Origin of the sequence: Micromonospora sp. M42, assembly GCF_000568915.1 — a bacterium.
Classification (GTDB): domain Bacteria; phylum Actinomycetota; class Actinomycetes; order Mycobacteriales; family Micromonosporaceae; genus Micromonospora; species Micromonospora chalcea.
The window spans coordinates 1,802,388-1,824,436 of the sequence record NZ_KK037233.1 but is presented as its reverse complement, the minus strand read 5'-3'; the positions used below and the strand labels follow the sequence as shown (position 1 = coordinate 1,824,436).

The 22,049-nt window shown below is 72.8% G+C and carries 21 protein-coding genes and 3 pseudogenes; 21 read left to right on the top strand and 3 right to left on the bottom strand.

Going from position 1 to position 22,049, the window contains the following annotated elements:
* From MCBG_RS08190 to MCBG_RS08180, 3 genes and pseudogenes are all read left to right on the top strand, one after another.
* Nucleotides 1–234: pseudogene (locus MCBG_RS08190) on the top strand (shikimate dehydrogenase); the annotation flags it as partial.
* Nucleotides 235–360: 126 nt separating this feature from the next.
* A complete protein-coding gene (gene aroC / locus MCBG_RS08185; protein ID WP_043330334.1) occupies nt 361–1,539 on the top strand; it encodes a chorismate synthase in 1,179 nt (392 codons plus the stop codon).
* On the top strand, nt 1,536–2,045 hold the full coding sequence (locus MCBG_RS08180; RefSeq protein ID WP_043324958.1) for a shikimate kinase: 510 nt from the start codon (nt 1,536–1,538) through the stop codon (nt 2,043–2,045). Before aroC ends, MCBG_RS08180 begins: the two co-directional genes overlap by 4 nt.
* Before the next feature lie 223 nt (nt 2,046–2,268).
* Here MCBG_RS08180 and MCBG_RS08175 read toward each other — a convergent pair whose 3' ends face one another.
* The gene (locus tag MCBG_RS08175) at nt 2,269–3,057 is read right to left on the bottom strand and encodes a cytochrome c oxidase assembly protein (RefSeq protein WP_043324957.1); all 789 of its coding nucleotides are present in this window, start codon (nt 3,055–3,057) and stop codon (nt 2,269–2,271) included.
* On the bottom strand, nt 3,054–3,596 hold the full coding sequence (locus MCBG_RS08170) for a DUF2243 domain-containing protein (RefSeq protein ID WP_043324956.1): 543 nt from the start codon (nt 3,594–3,596) through the stop codon (nt 3,054–3,056). The genes MCBG_RS08175 and MCBG_RS08170 overlap by 4 nt, the downstream gene beginning before the upstream one ends.
* A 92-nt stretch (nt 3,597–3,688) precedes the next feature.
* On the opposite strand from MCBG_RS08170, the gene aroB reads away from it, so the two are divergent.
* The 4 genes from aroB to nusB are packed head-to-tail and all read left to right on the top strand — an operon-like array spanning nt 3,689 to nt 6,244.
* On the top strand, nt 3,689–4,765 hold the full coding sequence (aroB, locus tag MCBG_RS08165; RefSeq protein WP_043324955.1) for a 3-dehydroquinate synthase: 1,077 nt from the start codon (nt 3,689–3,691) through the stop codon (nt 4,763–4,765).
* Nucleotides 4,762–5,211: a type II 3-dehydroquinate dehydratase gene (gene aroQ, locus MCBG_RS08160; protein WP_043324954.1), complete on the top strand. Its 450-nt coding sequence runs from the start codon at nt 4,762–4,764 to the stop codon at nt 5,209–5,211. The genes aroB and aroQ overlap by 4 nt, the downstream gene beginning before the upstream one ends.
* A 41-nt stretch (nt 5,212–5,252) precedes the next feature.
* A complete protein-coding gene (efp, locus tag MCBG_RS08155; protein WP_013285503.1) occupies nt 5,253–5,810 on the top strand; it encodes an elongation factor P in 558 nt (185 codons plus the stop codon).
* Between the two features lie 23 nt (nt 5,811–5,833).
* Nucleotides 5,834–6,244, top strand: coding sequence for a transcription antitermination factor NusB (nusB, locus tag MCBG_RS08150; protein WP_174534511.1), 411 nt, complete (start codon nt 5,834–5,836; stop codon nt 6,242–6,244).
* 64 nt (nt 6,245–6,308) lie between these two features.
* On the opposite strand, the gene MCBG_RS08145 is transcribed toward nusB, so the two are convergent.
* Nucleotides 6,309–6,797: a transcriptional regulator BldD gene (locus MCBG_RS08145; protein ID WP_013285505.1), complete on the bottom strand. Its 489-nt coding sequence runs from the start codon at nt 6,795–6,797 to the stop codon at nt 6,309–6,311.
* Between the two features lie 287 nt (nt 6,798–7,084).
* On the opposite strand from MCBG_RS08145, the gene pyrR reads away from it, so the two are divergent.
* The 14 genes and pseudogenes from pyrR to MCBG_RS08075 all read left to right on the top strand — a co-directional run.
* Nucleotides 7,085–7,669, top strand: coding sequence for a bifunctional pyr operon transcriptional regulator/uracil phosphoribosyltransferase PyrR (pyrR, locus tag MCBG_RS08140; protein WP_043324953.1), 585 nt, complete (start codon nt 7,085–7,087; stop codon nt 7,667–7,669).
* Nucleotides 7,666–8,592: an aspartate carbamoyltransferase catalytic subunit gene (locus tag MCBG_RS08135; protein ID WP_030502502.1), complete on the top strand. Its 927-nt coding sequence runs from the start codon at nt 7,666–7,668 to the stop codon at nt 8,590–8,592. Before pyrR ends, MCBG_RS08135 begins: the two co-directional genes overlap by 4 nt.
* Nucleotides 8,589–9,866 (top strand): dihydroorotase, encoded by a 1,278-nt coding sequence (locus MCBG_RS08130; RefSeq protein WP_043324952.1) that lies wholly within the window; start codon nt 8,589–8,591, stop codon nt 9,864–9,866. Before MCBG_RS08135 ends, MCBG_RS08130 begins: the two co-directional genes overlap by 4 nt.
* Nucleotides 9,863–11,005 carry a glutamine-hydrolyzing carbamoyl-phosphate synthase small subunit gene (carA, locus tag MCBG_RS08125; RefSeq protein WP_043324951.1) on the top strand — a complete coding sequence of 381 codons (1,143 nt, stop codon included), beginning with the start codon at nt 9,863–9,865 and terminating at the stop codon, nt 11,003–11,005. Before MCBG_RS08130 ends, carA begins: the two co-directional genes overlap by 4 nt.
* Nucleotides 10,998–14,345, top strand: coding sequence for a carbamoyl-phosphate synthase large subunit (carB, locus tag MCBG_RS08120; RefSeq protein ID WP_043324950.1), 3,348 nt, complete (start codon nt 10,998–11,000; stop codon nt 14,343–14,345). The genes carA and carB overlap by 8 nt, the downstream gene beginning before the upstream one ends.
* A 103-nt stretch (nt 14,346–14,448) precedes the next feature.
* A complete protein-coding gene (locus MCBG_RS08115) occupies nt 14,449–15,462 on the top strand; it encodes a quinone-dependent dihydroorotate dehydrogenase (RefSeq protein WP_043324949.1) in 1,014 nt (337 codons plus the stop codon).
* A gap of 132 nt (nt 15,463–15,594) precedes the next feature.
* Nucleotides 15,595–16,869, top strand: coding sequence for an adenosylmethionine--8-amino-7-oxononanoate transaminase (locus tag MCBG_RS08110; RefSeq protein ID WP_043324948.1), 1,275 nt, complete (start codon nt 15,595–15,597; stop codon nt 16,867–16,869).
* Nucleotides 16,870–16,956: 87 nt separating this feature from the next.
* The gene (pyrF, locus tag MCBG_RS08105; protein WP_043324947.1) at nt 16,957–17,796 is read left to right on the top strand and encodes an orotidine-5'-phosphate decarboxylase; all 840 of its coding nucleotides are present in this window, start codon (nt 16,957–16,959) and stop codon (nt 17,794–17,796) included.
* A 175-nt stretch (nt 17,797–17,971) separates the two neighbouring features.
* Entirely contained in the window at nt 17,972–18,289 is a 318-nt protein-coding gene (mihF, locus tag MCBG_RS08100) for an integration host factor, actinobacterial type (RefSeq protein WP_013285515.1), read from the top strand.
* A 25-nt stretch (nt 18,290–18,314) separates the two neighbouring features.
* Nucleotides 18,315–18,867, top strand: a pseudogene (locus MCBG_RS08095) (guanylate kinase).
* 3 nt (nt 18,868–18,870) lie between these two features.
* Nucleotides 18,871–19,137: a DNA-directed RNA polymerase subunit omega gene (gene rpoZ, locus MCBG_RS08090; RefSeq protein WP_013285517.1), complete on the top strand. Its 267-nt coding sequence runs from the start codon at nt 18,871–18,873 to the stop codon at nt 19,135–19,137.
* Between the two features lie 14 nt (nt 19,138–19,151).
* Complete coding sequence (gene coaBC, locus MCBG_RS08085) at nt 19,152–20,360, top strand: bifunctional phosphopantothenoylcysteine decarboxylase/phosphopantothenate--cysteine ligase CoaBC (protein WP_043324946.1); 1,209 nt, start codon at nt 19,152–19,154, stop codon at nt 20,358–20,360.
* A 97-nt stretch (nt 20,361–20,457) separates the two neighbouring features.
* Nucleotides 20,458–21,648 carry a methionine adenosyltransferase gene (metK, locus tag MCBG_RS08080; protein WP_223201130.1) on the top strand — a complete coding sequence of 397 codons (1,191 nt, stop codon included), beginning with the start codon at nt 20,458–20,460 and terminating at the stop codon, nt 21,646–21,648.
* Nucleotides 21,649–21,707: 59 nt separating this feature from the next.
* A pseudogene (locus MCBG_RS08075) lies at nt 21,708–22,049 on the top strand (primosome assembly protein PriA); the annotation flags it as partial.

Below are 22,049 nucleotides of genomic sequence, written 5' to 3'. Positions count from 1 at the left end.
CGGTGCCGAAGGGCGTGGCCGACCCGCTCGCCGACAGACTGGCGACCGGAGTCGGTCTTCTTCGACGTCGTCTACGATCCGTGGCCCACGCCGCTCGCGGCGGCGGCGCTGACAGCCGGGTGCCGGGTGGTCTCCGGGCTGGACCTGCTGCTTGCCCAGGCGTACGGCCAGTTCGAGCACTTCACCGGCGTCACCGCCCCACGCGCCGCGATGCGCGCTGCCCTGCCGGTGTAAGGAAGGGCCCCTTGTTAACGCCTCGCCCCACGAGGCGGCAGATCGGCGCGGAGGCGGCCTGTCCGGTGGGCGGGATGCGGCGGGCGGCGTACGCCGGTGACCACCGGGCGTGACACACTGACCGTCGTGTTGCGCTGGCTGACTGCAGGTGAATCGCACGGACCCGCCCTCGTCGCGATGCTGGAGGGCGTACCCGCCGGCATCGAGGTGACCACCGGGGAGATCTCCGGCGAGCTGGCCCGGCGCCGGCTCGGCTACGGCCGGGGTGCCCGGATGTCGTTCGAGCAGGACGAGGTCGAGATCATCGGCGGGCTCCGGCACGGCGTGACGCTCGGCAGCCCGGTCGCGATCCGGGTCGGCAACTCCGAGTGGCCCAAGTGGCGCACCGTGATGGCCGCCGACCCGGTCGACCCGGAGGAGCTGGCGAGTCAGGCCCGCAACGCGCCGCTGACCCGTCCCCGCCCGGGTCACGCCGACCTGGCCGGCATGCAGAAGTACGGGCACACCGACGCCCGGCCGATCCTGGAGCGCGCCAGCGCCCGGGAGACCGCCGCCCGGGTCGCGGTGGGCACCGTCGCCAAGGCGCTCGTGCGTCAGGCGCTCGGCGTCGAGATCGTCTCCCACGTGGTCGAGCTGGGCCCGGTTGCGGTCAAGCCGGGGCTTCGCCCCACCCCGGAGGACGCCGCCCGCATCGACGCCGACCCGCTGCGCTGCCTCGACGCCGAGGCCAGCGCCCGGATGGTCGCCGAGGTCGACGCCGCGAAGAAGGCCGCCGACACGCTCGGCGGCGTGGTCGAGGTGCTCGCGTACGGGGTGCCGCCGGGCCTGGGCAGCCACGTGCAGTGGGACCGCAAGCTCGACGCGCGCCTCGCCACCGCGCTCATGTCGATCCAGGCGATCAAGGGCGTGGAGATCGGCGACGGCTGGCAGCAGGCCCGCTCGCGCGGCTCGGAGGCGCACGACGAGATCGTGCCCACCGCCACCGGCGTGCGGCGGATCACCGACCGGGCCGGTGGCCTGGAGGGTGGCATCACCACCGGTGAGCCGCTGCGGGTGAAGGCGGCCATGAAGCCCATCTCGTCGCTGAACCGGGCCCTGGCCACGATCGACGTGACCACGGGCGAGCCGGCCACCGCGATCAACCAGCGCTCCGACGTGTGCGCGGTGCCGGCGGCGGCGGTGGTGGCCGAGGCGATGGTCGCGCTCGTGCTGGCCGAGGCGGCGGTGGAGAAGTTCGGCGGCGACTCGGTCGCCGAGATGCGCCGCAACCTGACCGGTTACCTCGACAGCTTGGTGATCAAGTGAGCACCCGGCCGATCTGCGTGCTGGTCGGTGCGCCCGGTGCCGGCAAGACCACTGTCGGCACGGCGCTGGCCGAGGCGCTCGGCGTCGACTTCCGGGACACCGACGCCGACATCGAGAACCTTGCCGGCAAGCCCATTCCGGAGATCTTCGTGGACGAGGGGGAGGAGCACTTCCGTACCCTCGAACGGGCCGCCGTGGCGGCGGCGCTCGCGTCGCACGCGGGCGTGCTCGCGATCGGCGGCGGCGCGGTGCTGGCCGAGGAGAACCGGGCCGCGCTGATCGGCCACACCGTGGTGCACCTGTCGGTGGAGCTGCCGGACGCGGTCAAGCGGGTCGGTCTGGGCGCCGGGCGTCCGTTGCTCGCGCTGAACCCGCGCGCCACGCTCAAGCATCTGATGGACCAGCGCCGCCCGCTCTACGCCGAGGTGGCGACCGCGACCGTGGTGACGGACGGGCGTACGCCGGAGGAGTTGGCCGCGGAGATCGCCGCGCTGCTCAAGCCCTGACACCCGCACTGCCGCGCCCGGCTCCCGCCCTCGGTGGAACGCGGTGGGTGTCTCCGGGGTGTCGTGGCACCCATGACGTTCCACCCGGCGTGGATGACGTTGGTGGGTGGAACGCCTTGGGTGTCTCCCGAGCGTTATGGCACTTGTGGCGTTCCAGTCGGCGTCGATGGCGTCGGTGGGTGGAACGCCATGGGTGCGTGGGAAACGTGTCGGGACGGGCCGGTCAGGCATTTGCCGCAACGGCCCCGGCCGCCCTGCGGCGAGGGCTCCGCTCCGGTCGCCAGGTGGCGAGCAGCGCCAGCGCCAGCGCGATCTCGGCCAGGTCACCCAGGTAGTACATGAGCGTGGCCCCGGCCCGCAGCTCGGCGGCGGTCGCCGGCACGTCCACGAACAGCCCGGCGTAGAGCAGCTGGGCGATGGTGGCGTGCGCGGCCACCCCGAACCCGATCACCACCAGCCGCACCGGTACGCGCGGGCGGTGCGGGCCCGGGTCGGGACCGGCGATCGACCAGGCGAACAGGCAGCCGCTGAGCAGGAAGTGCACGTTCACCAGCGTGTGCAGGGCCGGGCTGTCCAGCGTGGCCCGGTACAGCGGGGTGAGGTAGAGCAGCCACAGCCCGCCCGCGGTGAGCAGCAGGCCGGTCACCGGGTGGCCGAGCACCCGCGCTGTCGGATGCCGCAGCAGATGGACCAGTGCCCGGCCGGTACGCCGGTCCAGCGTGCGCAGCAGCAGCGTGACCGGGGCGCCGAGCACCAGCGCCAGCGGCGCGAGCATGCCGATCAGCAGATGCTGCCACATGTGTCCGACGAAGTCGCCGGCCGGCCACGCCAGCCCGCCCGCCAGCAGCAGCGCGCCCAGCCCGAAGCTCGCCGTCCGGGCGTGCGGCCAGCCGGGCCCGCCCGGGTCCCGCAGCCGCAGCGCGGCGGCCAGGCACGCCCAGAACAGCGCCGCCGGGATCAGCGCGATCGCCGGGAAGCCGCCGTCGGCGTGCCCGGCGTGAGCCAGGCTCACCGGCGCTCCGGCGCGCAGAGATCCACCGCGCGGGCCCGGCGCTGGATCGTCCAGCCGACAGCGATCAGCACCACGCCGAGCGCGAGGAACCCGAGGTCCCACCAGAGCTGGTTCGGGCCGCCGCGGACGTGGTGGATGCCGAGCAGGTGGTGGTCGACGACGCCCTCGACCAGGTTGAACAGGCCCCAGCCGATCAGCGCCCAGCCCCACAGCATCGGCGAGCGCCACAGCCGGCCCCGCGAGTGTGTGACCCGGGAGTAGAGCAGGGCCAGGCCGGTCAGCACCGCCACCCAGGTGACCACGTGGAACAGGCCGTCCCAGAGCGTGTTCATCTGCAAGCCGGGCACGGTGTCCACCGGGTACTCGCGCACGCCGATCCGGTCGCTGCCGGTGCTGCTGAGCATGTGGTGCCACTGCAGGACCTGGTGCAGGACGATGCCGTCGACGAAGCCGCCGAGCCCGACGCCGAGGATCGTGGCGGGCAGCCGGATGCTCGTCGCGGACTCCGGTCGGGTCGCGTGTGCCGTCGTCTCACTCATTCCGGCCGCCCTACCCGCGATGTGGCCGGACAAACACCCAGCCAGTGGACAACGGCCGCGCGGGGGCGGCGCGCTGGACTAGGCTGCCCGCGATGGACGAGGTGACCCGGATCCCGGTCGGCGGCGAGCGGCCGTACGACGTGCTGGTGGGACGTGACCTGCTGGACCCGCCGCCGGTGCTGCTGGCGGGCGCCGAGCGGGTGGCCTTCCTGCACGCGCCGCCGCTCAAGGCGCTCGCCGACCGGCTCGCCGACGCGGTCCGCGAGGGCGGCGTGACGCCGCTGCTGATCGAGGTGCCGGACGCCGAGGCGGGCAAGCACGTCGACGTGGCGGCGGCCTGCTGGGAGCGGCTCGGCGACGCCGGTTTCACCCGTACCGACGCGGTGGTCGGGGTGGGCGGCGGCGCGGTCACCGACCTGGCCGGGTTCGTCGCCGCGACCTGGCTGCGCGGCGTGCGCTGGGTGCCGGTCGCCACGTCGCTGCTCGGCATGGTCGACGCGGCGGTGGGCGGCAAGACCGGCATCAACACGGCCGCCGGCAAGAACCTGGTCGGCGCGTTCCACCCGCCGGCCGGCGTGCTGGCCGACCTGGCGACGCTGGACAGCCTGCCCCCGGCCGACCTGGCCGCCGGCATGGCCGAGGTGGTCAAGTGCGGGTTCATCGCCGACCCGGTGATCCTCGACCTGGTCGAGCGGGACCCGGCCGCCGCGCTCGACCCGGCCGGGCCGGTGCTGCGGGAACTGGTCGAGCGCGCGGTCCGCGTGAAGGCCGACGTGGTCGCCGGTGACCTGCGCGAATCCGGGGTACGCGAGGTGCTCAACTACGGGCACACCCTCGCCCACGCGATCGAGAAGGTGGAGGGGTACCGCTGGCGGCACGGTCACGCGGTGTCGGTCGGCCTGGTCTACGCGGCCACTCTCGCGCGGCTCGCCGGCCGGCTCGACGCGGCCGACGCCGAGCGGCACCGCCGGGTGCTGACCGCGCTCGACCTGCCCACCGGCTACCGGGCCGACGCCTGGCCGGAACTGCTGGCCGCGATGCGGGTGGACAAGAAGGCCCGGGGCAGCCGGCTGCGGTTCGTGGTGCTCGACGGGATCGCCCGCCCGGCGATCCTGGAGGCGCCGCCGGACGACCTGCTCGCCGCCGCGTACGCGGAGATCAGCTCATGAGGGTGTACGTGCTCAACGGGCCGAACCTGGGCCGGCTCGGCACCCGCCAGGTCGACGTGTACGGGGTGACCAGCTACGCCCAGCTGGTGGCCGACTGCGAGCGGCACGGCCGGGAGCTGGGGTTGGACGTGGTGGTCCGGCAGACCGACGCCGAGCACGAGATGCTGGCCTGGCTGCACGCGGCGGCCGACGAGGAGGCGGCGGTGGTGCTCAACCCGGCGGCCTGGACGCACTACTCGGTGGCGGTGCGGGACGCCTGCGCGATGCTGCGCGGCCCGCTGGTCGAGGTGCACATCTCCAACATCCACGCCCGGGAGGAGTTCCGGCGCCACTCGGTGGTCTCCGCGGTGGCGACCGGGGTGATCTGCGGGCTGGGCGTGGACGGCTACCGGCTGGCGCTGCAGCATCTGGCTCAGCGTGCGAGTCCGATTCGACAGGGCGAGTAGACTTGGACGGTCTGTCCGCCAATTGATGATCAAGGCAGGAAATGGCCACCACCAACGACCTGAAGAACGGCCTGGTACTCAACCTGGACGGCGAGCTGTGGGCCGTCGTCGAGTTCCAGCACGTCAAGCCCGGTAAGGGTGGTGCCTTCGTGCGCACCACGCTGAAGAACGTGCTGTCCGGCAAGGTGGTCGACAAGACCTTCAACGCGGGCACCAAGGTCGAGACCGCGACCGTGGACAAGCGCACCATGCAGTACCTGTACGCCGACGGCGAGGACTACGTCTTCATGGATCTGGAGACGTTCGACCAGATCACCGTCCCCGGCGGCACCGTCGGCGAGGCCGCCAACTACCTCCTCCCCGAGGCCGAGGCGACCGTCGCCACCCACGAGAGCGTGCCGCTGTACATCGAGCTGCCGACCTCGGTCGTGCTCGAGGTCACCTACACCGAGCCGGGCCTGCAGGGCGACCGGTCGACCGGCGGCAACAAGCCGGCCACCGTCGAGACCGGCGCCACAGTGCAGGTGCCGCTGTTCATCACCACCGGTGAGAAGATCAAGGTCGACACCCGCGACGGCCGTTACCTCGGCCGAGCCTGATGGCCGAGGGTCCCAAGCAGCAGATGCCCGCGCGTCGCAAGGCGCGCAAGCGGGCGCTGGACGTGCTCTTCGAGGCCGACCTGCGGGACCGCCCGCCGGTCGAGGTGCTCGCCGGCTACCTGGAGCGGATCGAGCAGCCGCGCCCCGACCACCTCGGCTACGCGGTCGGGCTGGTCGAGGGCGTGGCGGCGCACCTCGACCGGATCGACGAGACGATCGCCAGCTACGCCGAGGGGTGGACGCTGGACCGGATGCCGGTGGTCGACCGCAACCTGGCCCGGATCGCCGTGTACGAGCTGCTCTACGTCGACGAGATCGACGACGCGGTGGCGATCAGCGAGGCGGTGGAGCTGGCCCGGCAGATGTCGACGGACGACTCGCCCCGGTTCCTCAACGGCATCCTCGGCCGGATCGCCGAGTACGCCAGCCGCTGAGCCCCGCGCTCCGACGACGAAAGGGCCCGTGCCGTCCGGCACGGGCCCTTCTCGTATGCGGATGTCAGGACGCGAAGAACGCCCGCGGGTCGGCGACCAGCACGCCGTGCTCGGTCAGCCGCTCGATCAGCCCCGACGGTGAGGCGTCGTAGACGATCGCGAGGGCGCGCAGGTCGTCGGCGCGGATGGAGAGCACCCGGCCGTTGTAGTCGCCGCGCTGCTGCTGGATGGCGCGCGCGTAGCGGGCGACGTAGGCCAGGTCCTCGGAGGCCTCGTCGTAGAGCCGCTCCAGGTCCAGCACGATCTTGCTGGTGGGCTCGTGACGCACCCCGCTGCCGTCGGGCAGCAGCTCCGAGACGGGAACGCGGTAGAAGTCGGCCAGTTCCGCCAGGCGGGACACGGTGACGGCGCGGTCGCCGCGCTCGTACGAGCCGACCACCACGGCCTTCCACCGCCCGTTCGACTTCTCCTCCACCCCCTGCAGGGACAGGCCCTGCTGCTGGCGGATGGAGCGCAGGCGGGCGCCCAGCGACTTGGCGTATTCAGAGGGCATTCGGACACTCCCAGTGCTGCTCGGGGTTCTCCCAGCTATCGCTACGGAGCGTGACGGTACGGGGATTGCGACACGCGGTCAAGTGTTGCTGTCCACGACGTCTAGGACGCTCGTGTGGCTTGTCCCCATTTCTCCGGGCTGACCAGCAGGTCAGTACCGGCGGCGGGCGGCCCGGTGACCGCTGGTAACGTGGCGTGAAGCCCCGGTCCGGGCCCCGCGCGGGCCCCCGGAGCCGACCCAGACGTCCTTTAACGACCCGTCCCGTGAGGCGGGGAAGGAGGTCCGCCGTGGCCTACCCACCGGCTGCCCATTCGTCACCGCCGCGACAACCCTCGGTGAAGGTGATCCTCGCCGCTGCGGACGTGTCGCGGGTGGTCGACCGCATCGCCCACCAGATCCTGGAGAAGACCCAGGGCGCCGCCGACACCGTGCTGCTCGGCATCCCCACCCGCGGTGTGCCGCTGTCCCGCCGCCTCGCGGACCGGATCAGCACGTTCGAGGACGTCACCGTCCCGGTCGGCGTGCTCGACATCACGCTCTACCGCGACGACCTGCGCCGGCACGCCACCCGCGCGGTCGGCCCGACCGACCTGCCGTCCGGCGGGATCGACGGCAAGCGGGTGATCCTCGTCGACGACGTGCTGTTCTCCGGCCGCACCGTGCGGGCCGCGCTCGACGCGCTCAGCGACGTCGGCCGCCCGGCCTCGGTGCAACTCGCCGTCCTGGTCGACCGCGGTCACCGTCAGCTCCCGATCCGCGCCGACTACGTCGGCAAGAACATCCCCACCGCGCTGGCCGAGAACGTGAAGGTCACCCTCGCCGAGACCGACGGCGCCGACGAGGTACGGCTGTACGGAGGCTCTCCCGCATGATCCGGCACCTGCTCTCCGGCGCCGACCTGGACGCCGCCACCGCCACCCTGGTCCTGGACACCGCCGCGGAGATGGCGACGGTGGCCGGGCGCGAGGTCAAGAAGCTGCCCGCGCTGCGCGGGCGCACCGTGGTGAACCTCTTCTACGAGGACTCCACCCGGACCCGGATCTCGTTCGAGGCGGCCGCCAAGCGGCTCAGCGCCGACGTGATCAACTTCTCTGCCAAGGGTTCCAGCGTGGCCAAGGGGGAGAGCCTGAAGGACACCGCGCTGACGCTCCAGGCGATGGGCGCGGACGCGGTGGTCGTCCGGCACCCCGCCTCCGGCGCGCCGCACCGGCTGGCCGAGTGGGTCGACGGGTCGGTGGTCAACGCCGGTGACGGCACCCACGAGCACCCCACCCAGGCGCTGCTCGACGCGTACACGATGCGGTCCCGGCTGGGCCGGCTCGACGGCCTGCACGTGGCGATCGTCGGCGACGTGCTGCACTCCCGGGTGGCCCGCTCCAACGTGCTGCTGCTGTCCACGCTCGGCGCGAAGGTCACCCTGATCGGCCCGCCCACGCTCATCCCGGTCGACATCGCCGCCGCCCTGGCCCCCGGCACCGACGTCTGTTACGACCTCGACGCCGTTCTCCCAGATGTGGACGTGGTGATGATGCTGCGGGTGCAGCGCGAACGGATGGGTGACTCCTACTTCCCGTCGGCCCGCGAGTACGCCCGCCGCTACGGGCTCGACGGGCCGCGCATGCGCCGGCTGCCCGAGCACGCGATCGTCATGCACCCCGGGCCGATGAACCGGGGCATGGAGATCACGCCCGAGGTGGCCGACTCGCCCCGCTCCACCATCGTCGAACAGGTCGCCAACGGGGTCTCCGTGCGGATGGCCGTGCTCTACCTGCTGCTCGGAGGGAACAACCGGTGACCGCGTACCTCATCACAGGCGTCAGTGTGGTCGGCGGCGAGCCGACCGACCTGCTCATCCGCGACGGCGTGGTGGCCGCCGTCGGCGAGGGACTCGCCGCCGACGACGCCACGGTCGTCGACGCGACCGGCCTGGTCGCGCTGCCCGGCCTGGTCGACCTGCACACCCACCTGCGCGAGCCCGGCCGGGAGGACGCCGAGACCGTCGAGTCCGGCTCCCGGGCCGCGGCGCTCGGCGGGTACACGGCGGTGTGCGCGATGGCGAACACCTCGCCGGTCGCCGACACCGCCGGCGTGGTCGAGCAGGTGTGGCGGCTCGGCCGGGAGGCCGGCCTGGTCGACGTGCAGCCGATCGGCGCGGTCACCGTCGGGCTGGCCGGCGAGCGCCTGGCCGAGCTGGGCGCGATGGCCGACTCCGCCGCCGGGGTGCGGATCTTCTCCGACGACGGGCACTGCGTGGCCGACCCGCGGCTGATGCGCCGGGCCCTGGAGTACGTCAAGGCGTTCGACGGCGTGATCGCCCAGCACGCCGAGGAGCCCCGGCTCACCGAGGGCGCGCAGATGCACGAGGGCGAGGTGTCCACCCGCCTCGGCCTGACCGGCTGGCCGGCCGTCGCCGAGGAGGCGATCATCGCCCGGGACGTGCTGCTGGCCGAGCACGTGGGCAGCCGCCTGCACGTCTGCCACGTCTCCACCGCCGGCAGCGTCGAGGTGCTGCGCCAGGCCAAGGCGCGCGGGGTACGGGTCACCGCCGAGGTCACGCCGCACCACCTGCTGCTGACCGACGCCAAGGCGGAGAGCTACGACCCGGTCTTCAAGGTCAACCCGCCGCTGCGCACCGCCGCCGACATCGCCGCGCTGCGGGAGGCGCTGGCCGAGGGCGTGATCGACATCATCGCCACCGACCACGCCCCGCACGCCGTGGAGGACAAGGAGTGCGAGTGGGCGTACGCCCGGCCGGGCATGCTCGGCCTGGAGACCGCCCTGTCCATCGCGCTCGACGTGTTCGGCCCCCGCTGGGACCTGATCGCCGAGCGGATGTCCCGCACGCCGGCCCGCATCGCCGGGCTGACCGGGCACGGCGTCGACCCGGCGCCCGGCGTGCCGGCCAACCTGACCCTTGTCGACCCCGCCGCCCGCCGCGTCATCGAACCGGCGGAGCTGGCCAGCCGTAGTCGTAACACCCCGTACGCCCGCATGACGCTGCCGGGTCGCATCGTGGCGACCTTCCTGCGCGGCGAGCCGACGGTCCTGGACGGAAAGGCAGTTAAGTGAAGAGACGTCCTGCGATTCTCGTCCTCGAGGACGGGCGCACGTTCCACGGCGAGGCGTACGGCAGCGTCGGGGAGACCTTCGGCGAGGCGGTCTTCAACACCGGCATGACCGGCTACCAGGAGACGCTCACCGACCCCTCGTACCACCGGCAGGTGGTGGTGCAGACCGCGCCGCACATCGGCAACACCGGCGTCAACGGTGAGGACGACGAGTCCGACCGGATCTGGGTGGCCGGGTACGTGGTGCGTGACCCGGCCCGGATCAGCTCCAACTGGCGCGCCGACGGCGGGCTGGAGGACCGGCTCGCCGCCGAGGGCGTCGTCGGCATCAGCGGGGTGGACACCCGGGCGCTGACCCGGCACCTGCGCGAGCGCGGCGCGATGCGGGTCGGCATCTCCAGCGTCGAGGACGACCCGGCCGCGCTGCTGGAGCGGGTGCGCCGTTCGCCGCAGATGGTCGGCGCGAACCTGTCCGACGAGGTGACCACCGCCAAGCCGTACGTGGTCGAGGCGGAGGGCGAGCACCGGTTCACGGTGGCCGCGGTGGACCTGGGCATCAAGCGCAACGTGCCGCGCCGGCTCGCCGCCCGCGGCGTCACCACCCACGTGCTGCCCGCCGGGTCGACGATCGAGGACCTGCTCGCCACCGGCGCGGACGCGGTCTTCTTCTCGCCCGGCCCGGGCGACCCGGCGACCGCCGACGGTCCGGTGGCGCTGGCCCGGGAGGTGCTGGCCCGGCGGATCCCGCTGTTCGGCATCTGCTTCGGCAGCCAGATCCTCGGCCGGGCGCTCGGCTTCGGCACCTACAAGCTGGGGTACGGCCACCGCGGCATCAACCAGCCGGTGCTCGACCGGGCCACCGGCAAGGTCGAGGTGACCAGCCACAACCACGGCTTCGCGGTGCAGGTGCCGGGCGCCGGGGCTGGCGCGGTGGTGCCGGATCAGGTGATCCAGACCGAGTTCGGCGGTGTCCAGGTGTCACACGTCTGCCTCAATGACAACGTGGTCGAGGGGCTGCGGGGCGTCGACATCCCCGCTTTCACCGTCCAGTACCACCCGGAGGCGGCGGCCGGCCCGCACGACGCGGACTACCTCTTCGACCGTTTCGCAGAGCTGATCGAGGGGCGCAAGAATGCCTAAGCGGACCGACCTCAAGCACGTCCTGGTGATCGGCTCCGGGCCGATCGTGATCGGACAGGCCTGCGAGTTCGACTACTCCGGCACCCAGGCCTGCCGGGTGCTGCGCAGCGAGGGGATCCGGGTCAGCCTGGTCAACTCCAACCCGGCGACGATCATGACCGACCCGGAGTTCGCCGACGCCACGTACGTCGAGCCGATCACCCCGGAGTTCGTCGAGCTGGTCATCGCCAAGGAGCGCCCCGACGCGCTGCTGCCGACGCTGGGCGGGCAGACCGCGCTGAACACCGCCGTCGCGCTGCACGAGGCCGGCGTGCTGGAGAAGTACGGCGTCGAGCTGATCGGCGCGAACATCGAGGCGATCAACCGGGGCGAGGACCGGCAGCTGTTCAAGGAGATCGTCGCGAAGGCCGGCGTACGGCTGGGCCTGGAGGATCCGTCCGCGCTGGTGCCGCGCTCGCGGGTCTGCCACTCGATGGACGAGGTCCGCGAGACGGTCGCCGAGCTGGGCCTGCCGGTGGTCATCCGGCCGTCGTTCACCATGGGCGGCCTCGGTTCCGGCATGGCGCACACCGACGAGGACCTGGAGCGCATCGCCGGCTCGGGCCTCGCGGCCAGCCCGGTGCACGAGGTGCTCATCGAGGAGAGCGTGCTCGGCTGGAAGGAGTACGAGCTCGAACTGATGCGCGACCGCCACGACAACGTGGTGGTGGTCTGCTCGATCGAGAACGTCGACCCGATGGGCGTGCACACCGGCGACAGCGTCACCGTCGCGCCGTCGATGACGCTCACCGACCGGGAGTACCAGCGGCTGCGTGACCTCGGCATCGCGGTGCTGCGCGAGGTCGGGGTGGACACCGGCGGCTGCAACATCCAGTTCGCGGTCAACCCGGCCGACGGCCGGATCGTCGTGATCGAGATGAACCCCCGGGTGTCGCGTTCCTCGGCGCTGGCGTCGAAGGCCACCGGCTTCCCGATCGCGAAGATCGCCGCGAAGCTGGCCATCGGCTACACGCTGGACGAGATCCCGAACGACATCACGCTCAAGACGCCGGCCGCGTTCGAGCCGACGCTCGACTACGTGGTGGTGAAGATCCCCCGGTTCGCGTTCGAGAAGTTCCCCGGCGCCGACCCGGAGCTGACCACCACCATGAAGTCGGTGGGCGAGGCGATGAGCCTGGGCCGCAACTTCACCGAGGCGCTGAACAAGGCGATGCGCTCGATGGAAACCAAGGCGTCGGGCTTCTGGACCACTCCGGACCCGGACGGCGCCACGTTGGAGAACACCCTCGCGGCGCTGCGGACGCCGCACGACGGCCGGCTCTACACCGTCGAGCGGGCGCTGCGCCTGGGCGCGTCGATCGCCGAGGTGTCCGAGGCGTCCGGCGGCATGGACCCGTGGTTCCTGGACCAGATCGCCTCGCTGGTCGAGCTGCGCGCCGAGATCGTGGCCGCGCCGGTGCTCGACGCCGGTCTGCTGCGCCGGGCCAAGCGCGCCGGCCTGTCCGACCGGCAGCTCGCCGCGCTGCGTCCCGAGCTGGCCGCCGAGGACGGCGTCCGCACGCTGCGCCACCGGCTCGGCGTACGGCCGGTCTACAAGACGGTGGACACCTGCGCGGCCGAGTTCGAGGCGACCACGCCGTACCACTACTCGACCTACGACTCGGAGACCGAGGTGGCGCCCTCGGCGCGGCCGAAGGTGCTGATCCTGGGCTCCGGGCCGAACCGGATCGGTCAGGGCATCGAGTTCGACTACTCGTGCGTGCACGCGGTCCAGGCGCTCCGGGCCGTGGACTACGAGACGGTGATGGTCAACTGCAACCCGGAGACCGTCTCCACCGACTACGACACCGCCGACCGGCTCTACTTCGAGCCGCTGACGTTCGAGGACGTGCTGGAGGTCTGGCACGCCGAGGACTCCTCCGGCAAGGCCGCCGGCGGCCCCGGCGTGATCGGGGTGATCGTCCAGCTCGGCGGGCAGACGCCGCTCGGCCTGGCCCAGCGGCTCAAGAACGCCGGGGTGCCGATCGTCGGGACGTCCCCGGAGTCGATCCACCTGGCCGAGGAGCGCGGCGCGTTCGGCGCGGTGCTGTCCCGGGCCGGGCTGCGCGCGCCCGCGCACGGCATGGCCACCTCGTACGACGAGGCGAAGGCGATCGCCGACGAGATCGGGTACCCGGTGCTGGTCCGTCCCTCGTACGTGCTCGGCGGGCGCGGCATGGAGATCGTGTACGACGACGCCACGCTGCGCGACTACATCGGCCGGGCCACCGCCATCTCGCCGGACCGCCCGGTGCTGGTGGACCGGTTCCTGGACGACGCCATCGAGATCGACGTGGATGCGCTCGTGGACGCCGACGGCGACGTCTACCTGGGCGGCGTGATGGAGCACATCGAGGAGGCCGGCATCCACTCCGGCGACTCGTCCTGCGCGCTGCCGCCGATCACCCTGGCCGGCTCGCACCTGGCCCAGGTGCGCCGCTACACCGAGGAGATCGCCCGCGGCGTCGGGGTGCGCGGCCTGCTCAACGTCCAGTACGCGCTGCAGGGCGACATGCTCTACGTGCTGGAGGCCAACCCGCGCGCCTCCCGTACCGTGCCGTTCGTCTCGAAGGCCACGGCGGTGCCGCTGGCCAAGGCGGCGGCCCGGATCGCGCTCGGCGCCACCATCGCGCAGCTGCGCGACGAGGGGATGCTGCCGCCCACCGGCGACGGCGGCACCATGCCGGCCGACGCGCCGATCGCGGTCAAGGAGGCGGTGCTGCCGTTCAAGCGGTTCCGCACCCCCTCCGGCAAGGGCATCGACGTGCTGCTCGGCCCGGAGATGAAGTCCACCGGCGAGGTGATGGGCATCGACACCGGCTTCGGGCAGGCGTTCGCCAAGTCGCAGGCTGCCGCGTACGGGTCGCTGCCCACCGCCGGGAAGATCTTCGTCTCGGTCGCCAACCGGGACAAGCGCGGCATGATCTTCCCGATCAAGCGCCTGGCCGACCTGGGCTTCGAGATCGTGGCCACCACCGGCACGGCCGAGGTGCTGCGCCGGCACGGCATCGCCTGCGAGCAGATCCGCAAGCACTACGAGTCGGGTGAGGGTGCGGACGCGGTCTCGCTGATCCTCGGCGGGGACGTGGCGCTGGTGGTGAACACGCCGCAGGGCTCCGGCGCGAGCGCCCGCTCGGACGGGTACGAGATCCGCAGCGCCGCGGTGAGCGTCGACATCCCCTGCGTCACCACGGTCCCCGGCGCCGCAGCCGCGGTCATGGGCATCGAGGCCCGCATCCGGGGCGACCTGAAGGTCCGCCCCCTGCAGGACCTGCACGCCGCCCTCCGGGCGGGCGAGTGACCCCGCGCCTGACCGCGCCGATCATGAGGTTGGCGGCGATGTGGATCTCCAAATCCGCCGTCAACCTCATGATCAACGGGGAGAGCGGGCGGGGGGCCGGGGCGTGATCTTCGAGAAGGTGGTGCGGCCCCGGCTGTTCTCGCTCGCGGGCGGGGACGCCGAGGGGGCGCACGAGTGGACCCTGGAACGGCTCGCGGCGGTGTCGCGGCAGCCGGCCGTTCTCGCGGCGCTGCGACGGGCGTACTTCCGGTCCGCGCCGCGCACCGTGTTCGGGGTGCGCTTCCCCAACCCGGTCGGGCTGGCCGCCGGGATGGACAAGAACGGACTCGCGTTGCCCGCCTGGCCGGCGCTCGGCTTCGGCTTCGTCGAGGTCGGCACCGTGACCGCGCATGCCCAGCCGGGCAACCCCCGGCCCCGGCTGTTCCGGCTGCGCGACAGCGAAGCGGTGATCAACCGGATGGGCTTCAACAACGCGGGCGCGGCGGCCCTCGCCGACCGGCTGGCGGCGTTGCCGCGCCCGCTCGGCGTACCGCTGGGCATCTCGCTCGGCAAGTCCAAGGTGACCCCGTTGGACCAGGCGGTCGAGGACTATCTCGACTCCTACCGGGCGCTCAAGGGACACGGTGACTACTTCGCCGTGAACGTGTCCTCACCGAACACCCCCGGGCTGCGGTCCCTTCAGGACCGGTCCCACCTGGACGCGCTGCTGGCCGCGCTGGTGGGGGAGAAGCCGGTGCTGGTGAAGATCGCCCCGGACCTCACCGAGCCGGCCGTGGCCGAGCTGCTGGAGGTCTGCCTCGACCGGGGCGCCGCCGGGGTCATCGCCACCAACACCACGCTCGCCCGGGACGGGCTGGCCCCGGCCGACCGGGCGCGGGGCGCGGAGACGGGCGGCCTGTCCGGCCGGCCGCTGACCGTACGGGCCCGGGAGATGGTCGCCTTCGTGCACCGGGAGACCGGCGGGCGGCTGCCGGTGATCGGCGTCGGCGGCATCCTCGACCCGGACGACGCGACGCGCATGTTCGACGCCGGCGCGTCCCTGGTCCAGCTCTACACCGGCTTCATCTACCGCGGCCCCGCCCTGACGAGAGCCATAACCCGGACCACCCACCCCTGACCCACCCCTCTCTTCCTCGCGATCTTGCACTCGCGGCCCCGGCACACCCCCTCATTCCGGGCGCGGCAGGGGCAGCAACCGCAAGATCGCGGGGGAAGAGAGGGGGCGGCGGGGAGGGGTGAAGGAGGAGACGTGACGCCTGAGGAGATTCTGGACGCGGACCGGCGGCACGTGTGGCATCCGTACGCCGCGATGCCCTCCGCCGGCGCGCCGTACGTCGTGGACAGCGCGCAAGGGGTGCGGCTGCGGCTGGCGGACGGGCGGGAGCTGGTCGACGGCATGTCGTCGTGGTGGGCGGCGATCCACGGCTACCGGCACCCGGCGCTCGACGCCGCGGTGACCGGCCAGCTCGGGCGGATGAGCCACGTGATGTTCGGCGGGCTCACCCACGAGCCGGCGGTACGCCTGGCGCGCACGCTCGTCGAGCTGACCCCGGACGGCCTGGAACACGTCTTCCTGGCCGACTCCGGCTCGGTGAGCGTCGAGGTCGCGGTGAAGATGTGCCTGCAGTACCAGCGGGCGCGGGGACGCCCGCAGCGCCGCCGGCTGGGCACCTGGCGGGGCGGCTACCACGGTGACACATTCCACCCGATGAGCGTCTGCGACCCGGAGGGCGGCATGCACCACCTCTGGGGCGACGTGCTGCCCCGGCAGGTGTTCGCGCCGGCGCCGCCGTCCGGCTTCGACGCGCCGCCCGACCCGGCGTACGAGGCGGCTCTGGTGGACGCCGTGGAGCGGCACGCCGACGAGCTGGCCGCGGTGATCGTCGAGCCGGTGGTCCAGGGCGCCGGCGGGATGCGGTTCCACCACCCGCACTACCTGCGCGTGCTGCGCGAGGTGACCCGGAAGCACGGCATCCTGCTGGTCTTCGACGAGATCGCCACCGGCTTCGGCCGGACCGGGAAGATGTTCGCCGCCGAGCACGCCGCGGTGGCCCCGGACGTGCTCTGCGTCGGCAAGGCGCTCACCGGCGGGTACCTGACGCTGGCCGCGGCGCTCTGCACGCCCGAGGTGGCGCGGGCGATCTCCGCCGACGGGGTGCTGGCGCACGGACCGACGTTCATGGGCAACCCGCTCGCCTGCGCGGTCGCCAACGCCTCCCTGGAGCTTCTGCGGGCCGGGGACTGGGCCGGCCGGGTGGCGGGGATCGCCGAGGGCCTGCGGGCCGGCCTGGCGCCGTTGCGCGGCGCGCCCGGCGTGGCCGACGTACGGGTGCTCGGCGCGATCGGGGTGGTGCAGCTCGACCACGAGGTGGACCTGCCCCGGGCGACCGCCGCCGCGGTGGCGCAGGGAGTGTGGCTGCGCCCGTTCCGGGATCTCGTCTACACCATGCCGCCGTACGTCTGCGACGCCGCGGACGTGGCACGGATCGCGGCCGGGGTGGCCGCGGCGGTGAAGGCCGGCTGAGCCCGGCCGAGTTCGACAGGGCGCGACGGGAAGGCCGTCGCCGGACACGCCCAGGCGGCCCGGGGCCGCGGGGAGAGGAGAGACGCGATGGAGACGTTCGGCGCCCGACTGCACCGGGCCGTGGCGGAGCGAGGGCCGCTGTGCGTGGGGATCGATCCGCACCCCGGGTTGCTGGCCGACTGGGGGCTGACCGACGACGTCGACGGACTCGACCGGTTCTGCCGCACCGTGGTGGAGGCGATCGGGGACCGGGTGGCCGTGGTCAAGCCGCAGTCGGCGTTCTTCGAGCGCTTCGGCTCGCGCGGCGTCGGGGTGCTTGAGTCAACTATCCGACAGTTGCGAGATCTGGGAGCGCTCGTTCTGCTTGACGTGAAGCGCGGCGACATCGGCTCGACGGTGGCCGCGTACGCGTCGGCGTACCTCGATCCATCCAGCCCGATGTATGTCGATGCGGTGACCGCGAGCCCCTACCTGGGAGTAGGTTCACTCGCGCCGATGTTCTCCACCGCAGCCGAGCACGGTGGCGGGGTCTTCGTCCTGGCCCTCACCTCGAACCCGGAGGGCGCCTCCGTGCAGCGTGCCGTCGGGGCCGACGGGCGCACCGTCGCGCAGACCGTGATCGACGAGATTTCCCAGCTCAACCGGGGTGCGGAGCCGCTCGGAAGCTTCGGTTTGGTGGTCGGCGCGACGGTCGGCGAGACCGGTCACGACCTCGGCTCGGTGAACGGTCCGCTGCTCGCTCCGGGCCTGGGCGCGCAGGGCGGCACGCCCGCCGGGTTGCGCACCGTCTTCGGCGCCGCGCTGCCGTCGGTGCTCCCGTCGTACTCGCGGGAGGTGCTCGGCGCGGGACCGGACCCGGACGCTCTGCGCGCCGCCGCCGAGCGGGCGCTGGCCGAGTGCCGGAGCGCCCTGGACGCCGTAGGCTGACTGACGGCTCGGTCACTTTCCGTTGATCATCGCGCGCCCACGTTGCCGAAATCTCCGTTGACCGCTAGTTTTCCCCGCGCTGGGAACCACGGACCCCTTTGGTTGCCAGCGACACCACGTTTCACAGATGCGGTGGGGCGCTCCGCCCGCCGTACTAGGGACCTGAGGAGAACTGGTGCCGCTCCCGTCACTGACCCCCGAACAGCGCGCTGCCGCGCTGGAGAAGGCCGCGGAGATCCGCAAGGCCCGCGCTGAGCTGAAGGAGCAGCTCAAGCAGGGCAAGACCACCCTCGCCACCGTCCTCGAGCGGGCCGAGTCCGACGACGTCGTGGGCAAGCTGAAGGTTTCGGCCGTGCTCCAGGCGATGCCGGGCATCGGCAAGATCCGGGCCACCCAGATCATGGAGAAGCTCAAGATCGCGGACAGCCGTCGCCTGCGCGGCCTCGGCGAGCAGCAGCGCAAGGCTCTGCTCGGGGAGTTCGCCGCGAACTGAACGGCCCGCCGTGTAGAAACAAGCGGTGAGCACGGATGACGAGGCGCGCTCGGCGGCTCGGCTCACTGTCCTGTCCGGTCCCTCCGGGGCCGGCCGGAGCAGTGTGGTCGAGGCGGTCCGGGCGCGCCTTGCGTCTGTCTGGGTGCCGGTGGTCGCCACCACCCGGCCGCCGCGCCCCGACGAGCGGGACGGCGTGGACCGCGTCTTCCTCGACGCGCCCGCCTTCGACCAGCTGATCGCCGCCGGGGAACTGCTGGAGTGGTGCCGGATCGGGCCGTACCGCCGGGGGGTGCCCCGGGCCGAGGTGCGGGCGCGGCTCGCCGCGGGCCGGCCGGTGCTGCTGCCGCTGGACCTGGGCGGCGCGCAACGCGGTACGGGCGGCGGCGCCCGGCGCCCGGCTTGTGCTGCTCGCGCCGCCGGCGTACCGGGCCGACCCGGACGTCGCGGCCCTCTTCGCCCACGCCGTGGCACACGACCACACCGAGCGCGCCGCGGCGGAGCTGGTAGGATTGCTCGGTTCGTCCTTCCTGGCTCCGGCCCGACCGCCCGCGGGCGGCGCACGAGACGCAGAGGTTTAATTCGTGGGATCCATCGCCACCAACCCCGAGGGCATCACCAACCCGCCGATCGACGAGCTGCTCGAGAAGACCACCTCGAAGTACGCGCTGGTCATCTTCGCCGCCAAGCGCGCCCGTCAGGTCAACGCCTACTACAGCCAGCTCGGTGAGGGCCTGCTGGAGTACGTCGGCCCGCTGGTGGAGACCACCCCGCAGGAGAAGCCGCTCTCCATCGCCATGCGCGAGATCAACGCGGGCCTGCTCACCGCTGAGCCGACCGACCAGCCGTAACCGCGCCCGCGCCGATGCCCGCCGAGATCGTCCTCGGGGTCGGCGGCGGCATCGCCGCCTACAAGGCGTGTGAGCTGCTCCGGCTCTTCACCGAGTCGGGTCACCGGGTCCGGGTGGTGCCGACCGCCTCGGCGCTCCGTTTCGTCGGGGCGCCGACCTGGGCGGCCCTGTCCGGCCAGCCGGTGGCCGACGACGTCTGGTCCGACGTGCACGAGGTGCCGCACGTGCGGCTCGGGCAGCACGCCGACCTGGTCGTGGTCGCCCCGGCCACCGCTGACCTGCTCGCCAAGGCCGCCCACGGCCTCGCCGACGACCTGCTCACAAACACGCTGCTGACCGCGCGCTGCCCGGTGCTGCTGGCGCCGGCCATGCACACCGAGATGTGGGAGCACCCGGCGACCGTGGCGAACGTGGCCACGCTGCGCTCGCGCGGCGTCCGGGTGATCGAGCCGGCCGTGGGGCGGCTCACCGGGCGGGACACCGGCAAGGGCCGGCTGCCCGACCCGGCGGAGATCTTCGCGGTGGCCCGCCGGGCCCTGGCCCGCGGCGTCGAGGCCGAAGCCGACCTGGCCGGCCGGCACGTGGTGGTCACCGCCGGGGGCACCCGCGAGCCGCTGGACCCGGTCCGGTTCCTGGGCAACCGGTCCTCCGGCAAGCAGGGGTATGCGTTCGCCCGCGCCGCTGTGGCCCGGGGCGCCCGGGTGACGCTGGTCGCGGCGAACGTGGCGCTGCCCGATCCGGCCGGGGTGGACCTGGTCCGGGTGGGCACCACCGAGGAGCTGCGCACGGCGACGCTGGCGGCGGCCGTCGACGCGGACGCCGTGGTGATGGCCGCCGCGCCCGCCGACTTCCGGCCGGCCAGCTACGCCACCGGGAAGATCAAGAAGTCGGACGACGGTGTCGCGCCGACCATCGAGCTGGTCACCAACCCGGACATCGCCGCCGAGCTGGGTCGCGTCCGCCGCCCCGGCCAGGTGCTGGTGATCTTCGCCGCGGAGACCGACGACGCGGAGGCCAACGGCCGGGCCAAACTGGCCCGCAAGGGAGCCGACATGATCGTCGTCAACGAGGTCGGCGTGGACAAGGTCTTCGGCGCCGACACCAACGCGGCCACCGTGATCGGCGCCGACGGCGCCGTGCACCGGCTGGCCGAGCAGCCCAAGGAGGCCCTGGCCGACGCCGTCTGGGACCTCGTCTGTCCGCGGTTGCCGTCACGTTCCTGACGGTTGGTCGGCCCGCGTTCAGGGGGTCGCGGCGGAACGAGGATGGCTAAACTGCCGCCGAGCGACCTTTAAAAGTCTTCACATGCTTAGGAGTGCCGTGACACGTCTCTTCACGTCCGAATCGGTCACGGAGGGCCACCCGGACAAGATCGCCGACCAGATCAGTGACGGCATTCTCGACGCGCTGCTCGCCCAGGACCCGCACAGCCGGGTCGCGGTGGAGACCTTGATCACCACCGGTCAGGTGCACGTGGCCGGTGAGGTGACCACGAAGGCGTACGCCGACATCCCCACCATCGTCCGGGAGACCATCCTCGGCATCGGCTACGACTCGTCGAAGAAGGGCTTCGACGGCGCGTCCTGCGGCGTCAGCGTGTCCATCGGCGCCCAGTCGCCGGACATCGCCCAGGGCGTCGACAACGCCTTCGAGCTGCGTACCGGCGGGTCGGAGAGCGCGCTGGACGCGCAGGGCGCCGGTGACCAGGGCATGATGTTCGGCTTCGCCTGTTCCGAGACGCCCGAGCTGATGCCGCTGCCGATCGCGCTGGCGCACCGGCTGGCGCGCCGGCTCGCCACGGTCCGCAAGGACGGCACCATCCCCTACCTGCGGCCGGACGGCAAGACCCAGGTGACCATCGAGTACGACGGGCTGCGCCCGGTCCGGCTCAACACCGTCGTCGTGTCCAGCCAGCACGCGGCCGACATCTCGCTGGAGTCGCTGCTCACCCCGGACATCCGGGACCACGTCATCACCCCGGAGCTGGAGGGCCTCGGCCTGGAGACCGAGGGCTACCGGCTGCTGGTCAACCCGACCGGGCGCTTCGAGATCGGCGGCCCGATGGGTGACGCCGGCCTGACCGGCCGGAAGATCATCGTGGACACCTACGGCGGGTACGCGCGCCACGGCGGCGGCGCGTTCTCCGGCAAGGACCCCTCGAAGGTCGACCGCTCGGCCGCGTACGCGATGCGCTGGGTGGCCAAGAACGTGGTCGCCGCCGGGCTGGCCGAGCGGTGCGAGGCGCAGGTCGCGTACGCGATCGGCAAGGCCCACCCGGTGAGCCTGTTCATCGAGACGTTCGGCACCGAGACGGTGCCGGTCGCCTCGATCGAGAAGGCCGTCGCCGAGGTGTTCGACCTGCGCCCGGCCGCCATCATCCGGGACCTGCACCTGCTCCGCCCGATCTACCAGCAGACCGCCGCGTACGGCCACTTCGGCCGGGAGCTGCCGGACCTGACCTGGGAGGGCACCGACCGGGCCGCCGACCTCAAGTCGGCCGCGGGAGCCTGACCGCCGCCACGCGCCGCGACCGGCGACCCGCGCAGGGGTCGCCGGTCGCGCGCGTCTGCGTGGACGTGCCCCTGCCGCACCTGGACCGCCCGTTCGACTACCTGGTGCCGGCGGCGCTTGACGCCGAGGCGCAACCGGGGGTACGGGTGAAGGTGCGCTTCGCCGGGCAGCTGGTCGACGGCTGGCTGCTGGAGCGCGCCGAGTCCTCCGCGCACCCGAAACTGGCGTACCTGGAGAAGGTCGTCTCGTCGGTGCCGGTGCTCTCCCCGGAGGTGGCCCGGCTGGCCCGCGCGGTCGCCGACCGGTACGCGGGCAGCCTCGCCGACGTGCTGAGGCTGGCGGTGCCGCCCCGGCACGCCCGCGCCGAGAAGGCCGTCACCGCCGACGCGGACGCGCCCGCC

What these genes read in the sequence shown, in the direction of transcription:
- MCBG_RS08170 (WP_043324956.1), bottom strand. Translation starts at nt 3,596, where the DNA reads ATGAGTGAGACGACGGCACACGCGACCCGACCGGAGTCCGCGACGAGC.
- aroB (WP_043324955.1), top strand. Translation starts at nt 3,689, where the DNA reads ATGGACGAGGTGACCCGGATCCCGGTCGGCGGCGAGCGGCCGTACGAC.
- aroQ (WP_043324954.1), top strand. Translation starts at nt 4,762, where the DNA reads ATGAGGGTGTACGTGCTCAACGGGCCGAACCTGGGCCGGCTCGGCACC.
- efp (WP_013285503.1), top strand. Translation starts at nt 5,253, where the DNA reads ATGGCCACCACCAACGACCTGAAGAACGGCCTGGTACTCAACCTGGAC.
- nusB (WP_174534511.1), top strand. Translation starts at nt 5,834, where the DNA reads ATGCCCGCGCGTCGCAAGGCGCGCAAGCGGGCGCTGGACGTGCTCTTC.
- MCBG_RS08145 (WP_013285505.1), bottom strand. Translation starts at nt 6,797, where the DNA reads ATGCCCTCTGAATACGCCAAGTCGCTGGGCGCCCGCCTGCGCTCCATC.
- MCBG_RS08135 (WP_030502502.1), top strand. Translation starts at nt 7,666, where the DNA reads ATGATCCGGCACCTGCTCTCCGGCGCCGACCTGGACGCCGCCACCGCC.
- carB (WP_043324950.1), top strand. Translation starts at nt 10,998, where the DNA reads ATGCCTAAGCGGACCGACCTCAAGCACGTCCTGGTGATCGGCTCCGGG.
- pyrF (WP_043324947.1), top strand. Translation starts at nt 16,957, where the DNA reads ATGGAGACGTTCGGCGCCCGACTGCACCGGGCCGTGGCGGAGCGAGGG.
- coaBC (WP_043324946.1), top strand. Translation starts at nt 19,152, where the DNA reads ATGCCCGCCGAGATCGTCCTCGGGGTCGGCGGCGGCATCGCCGCCTAC.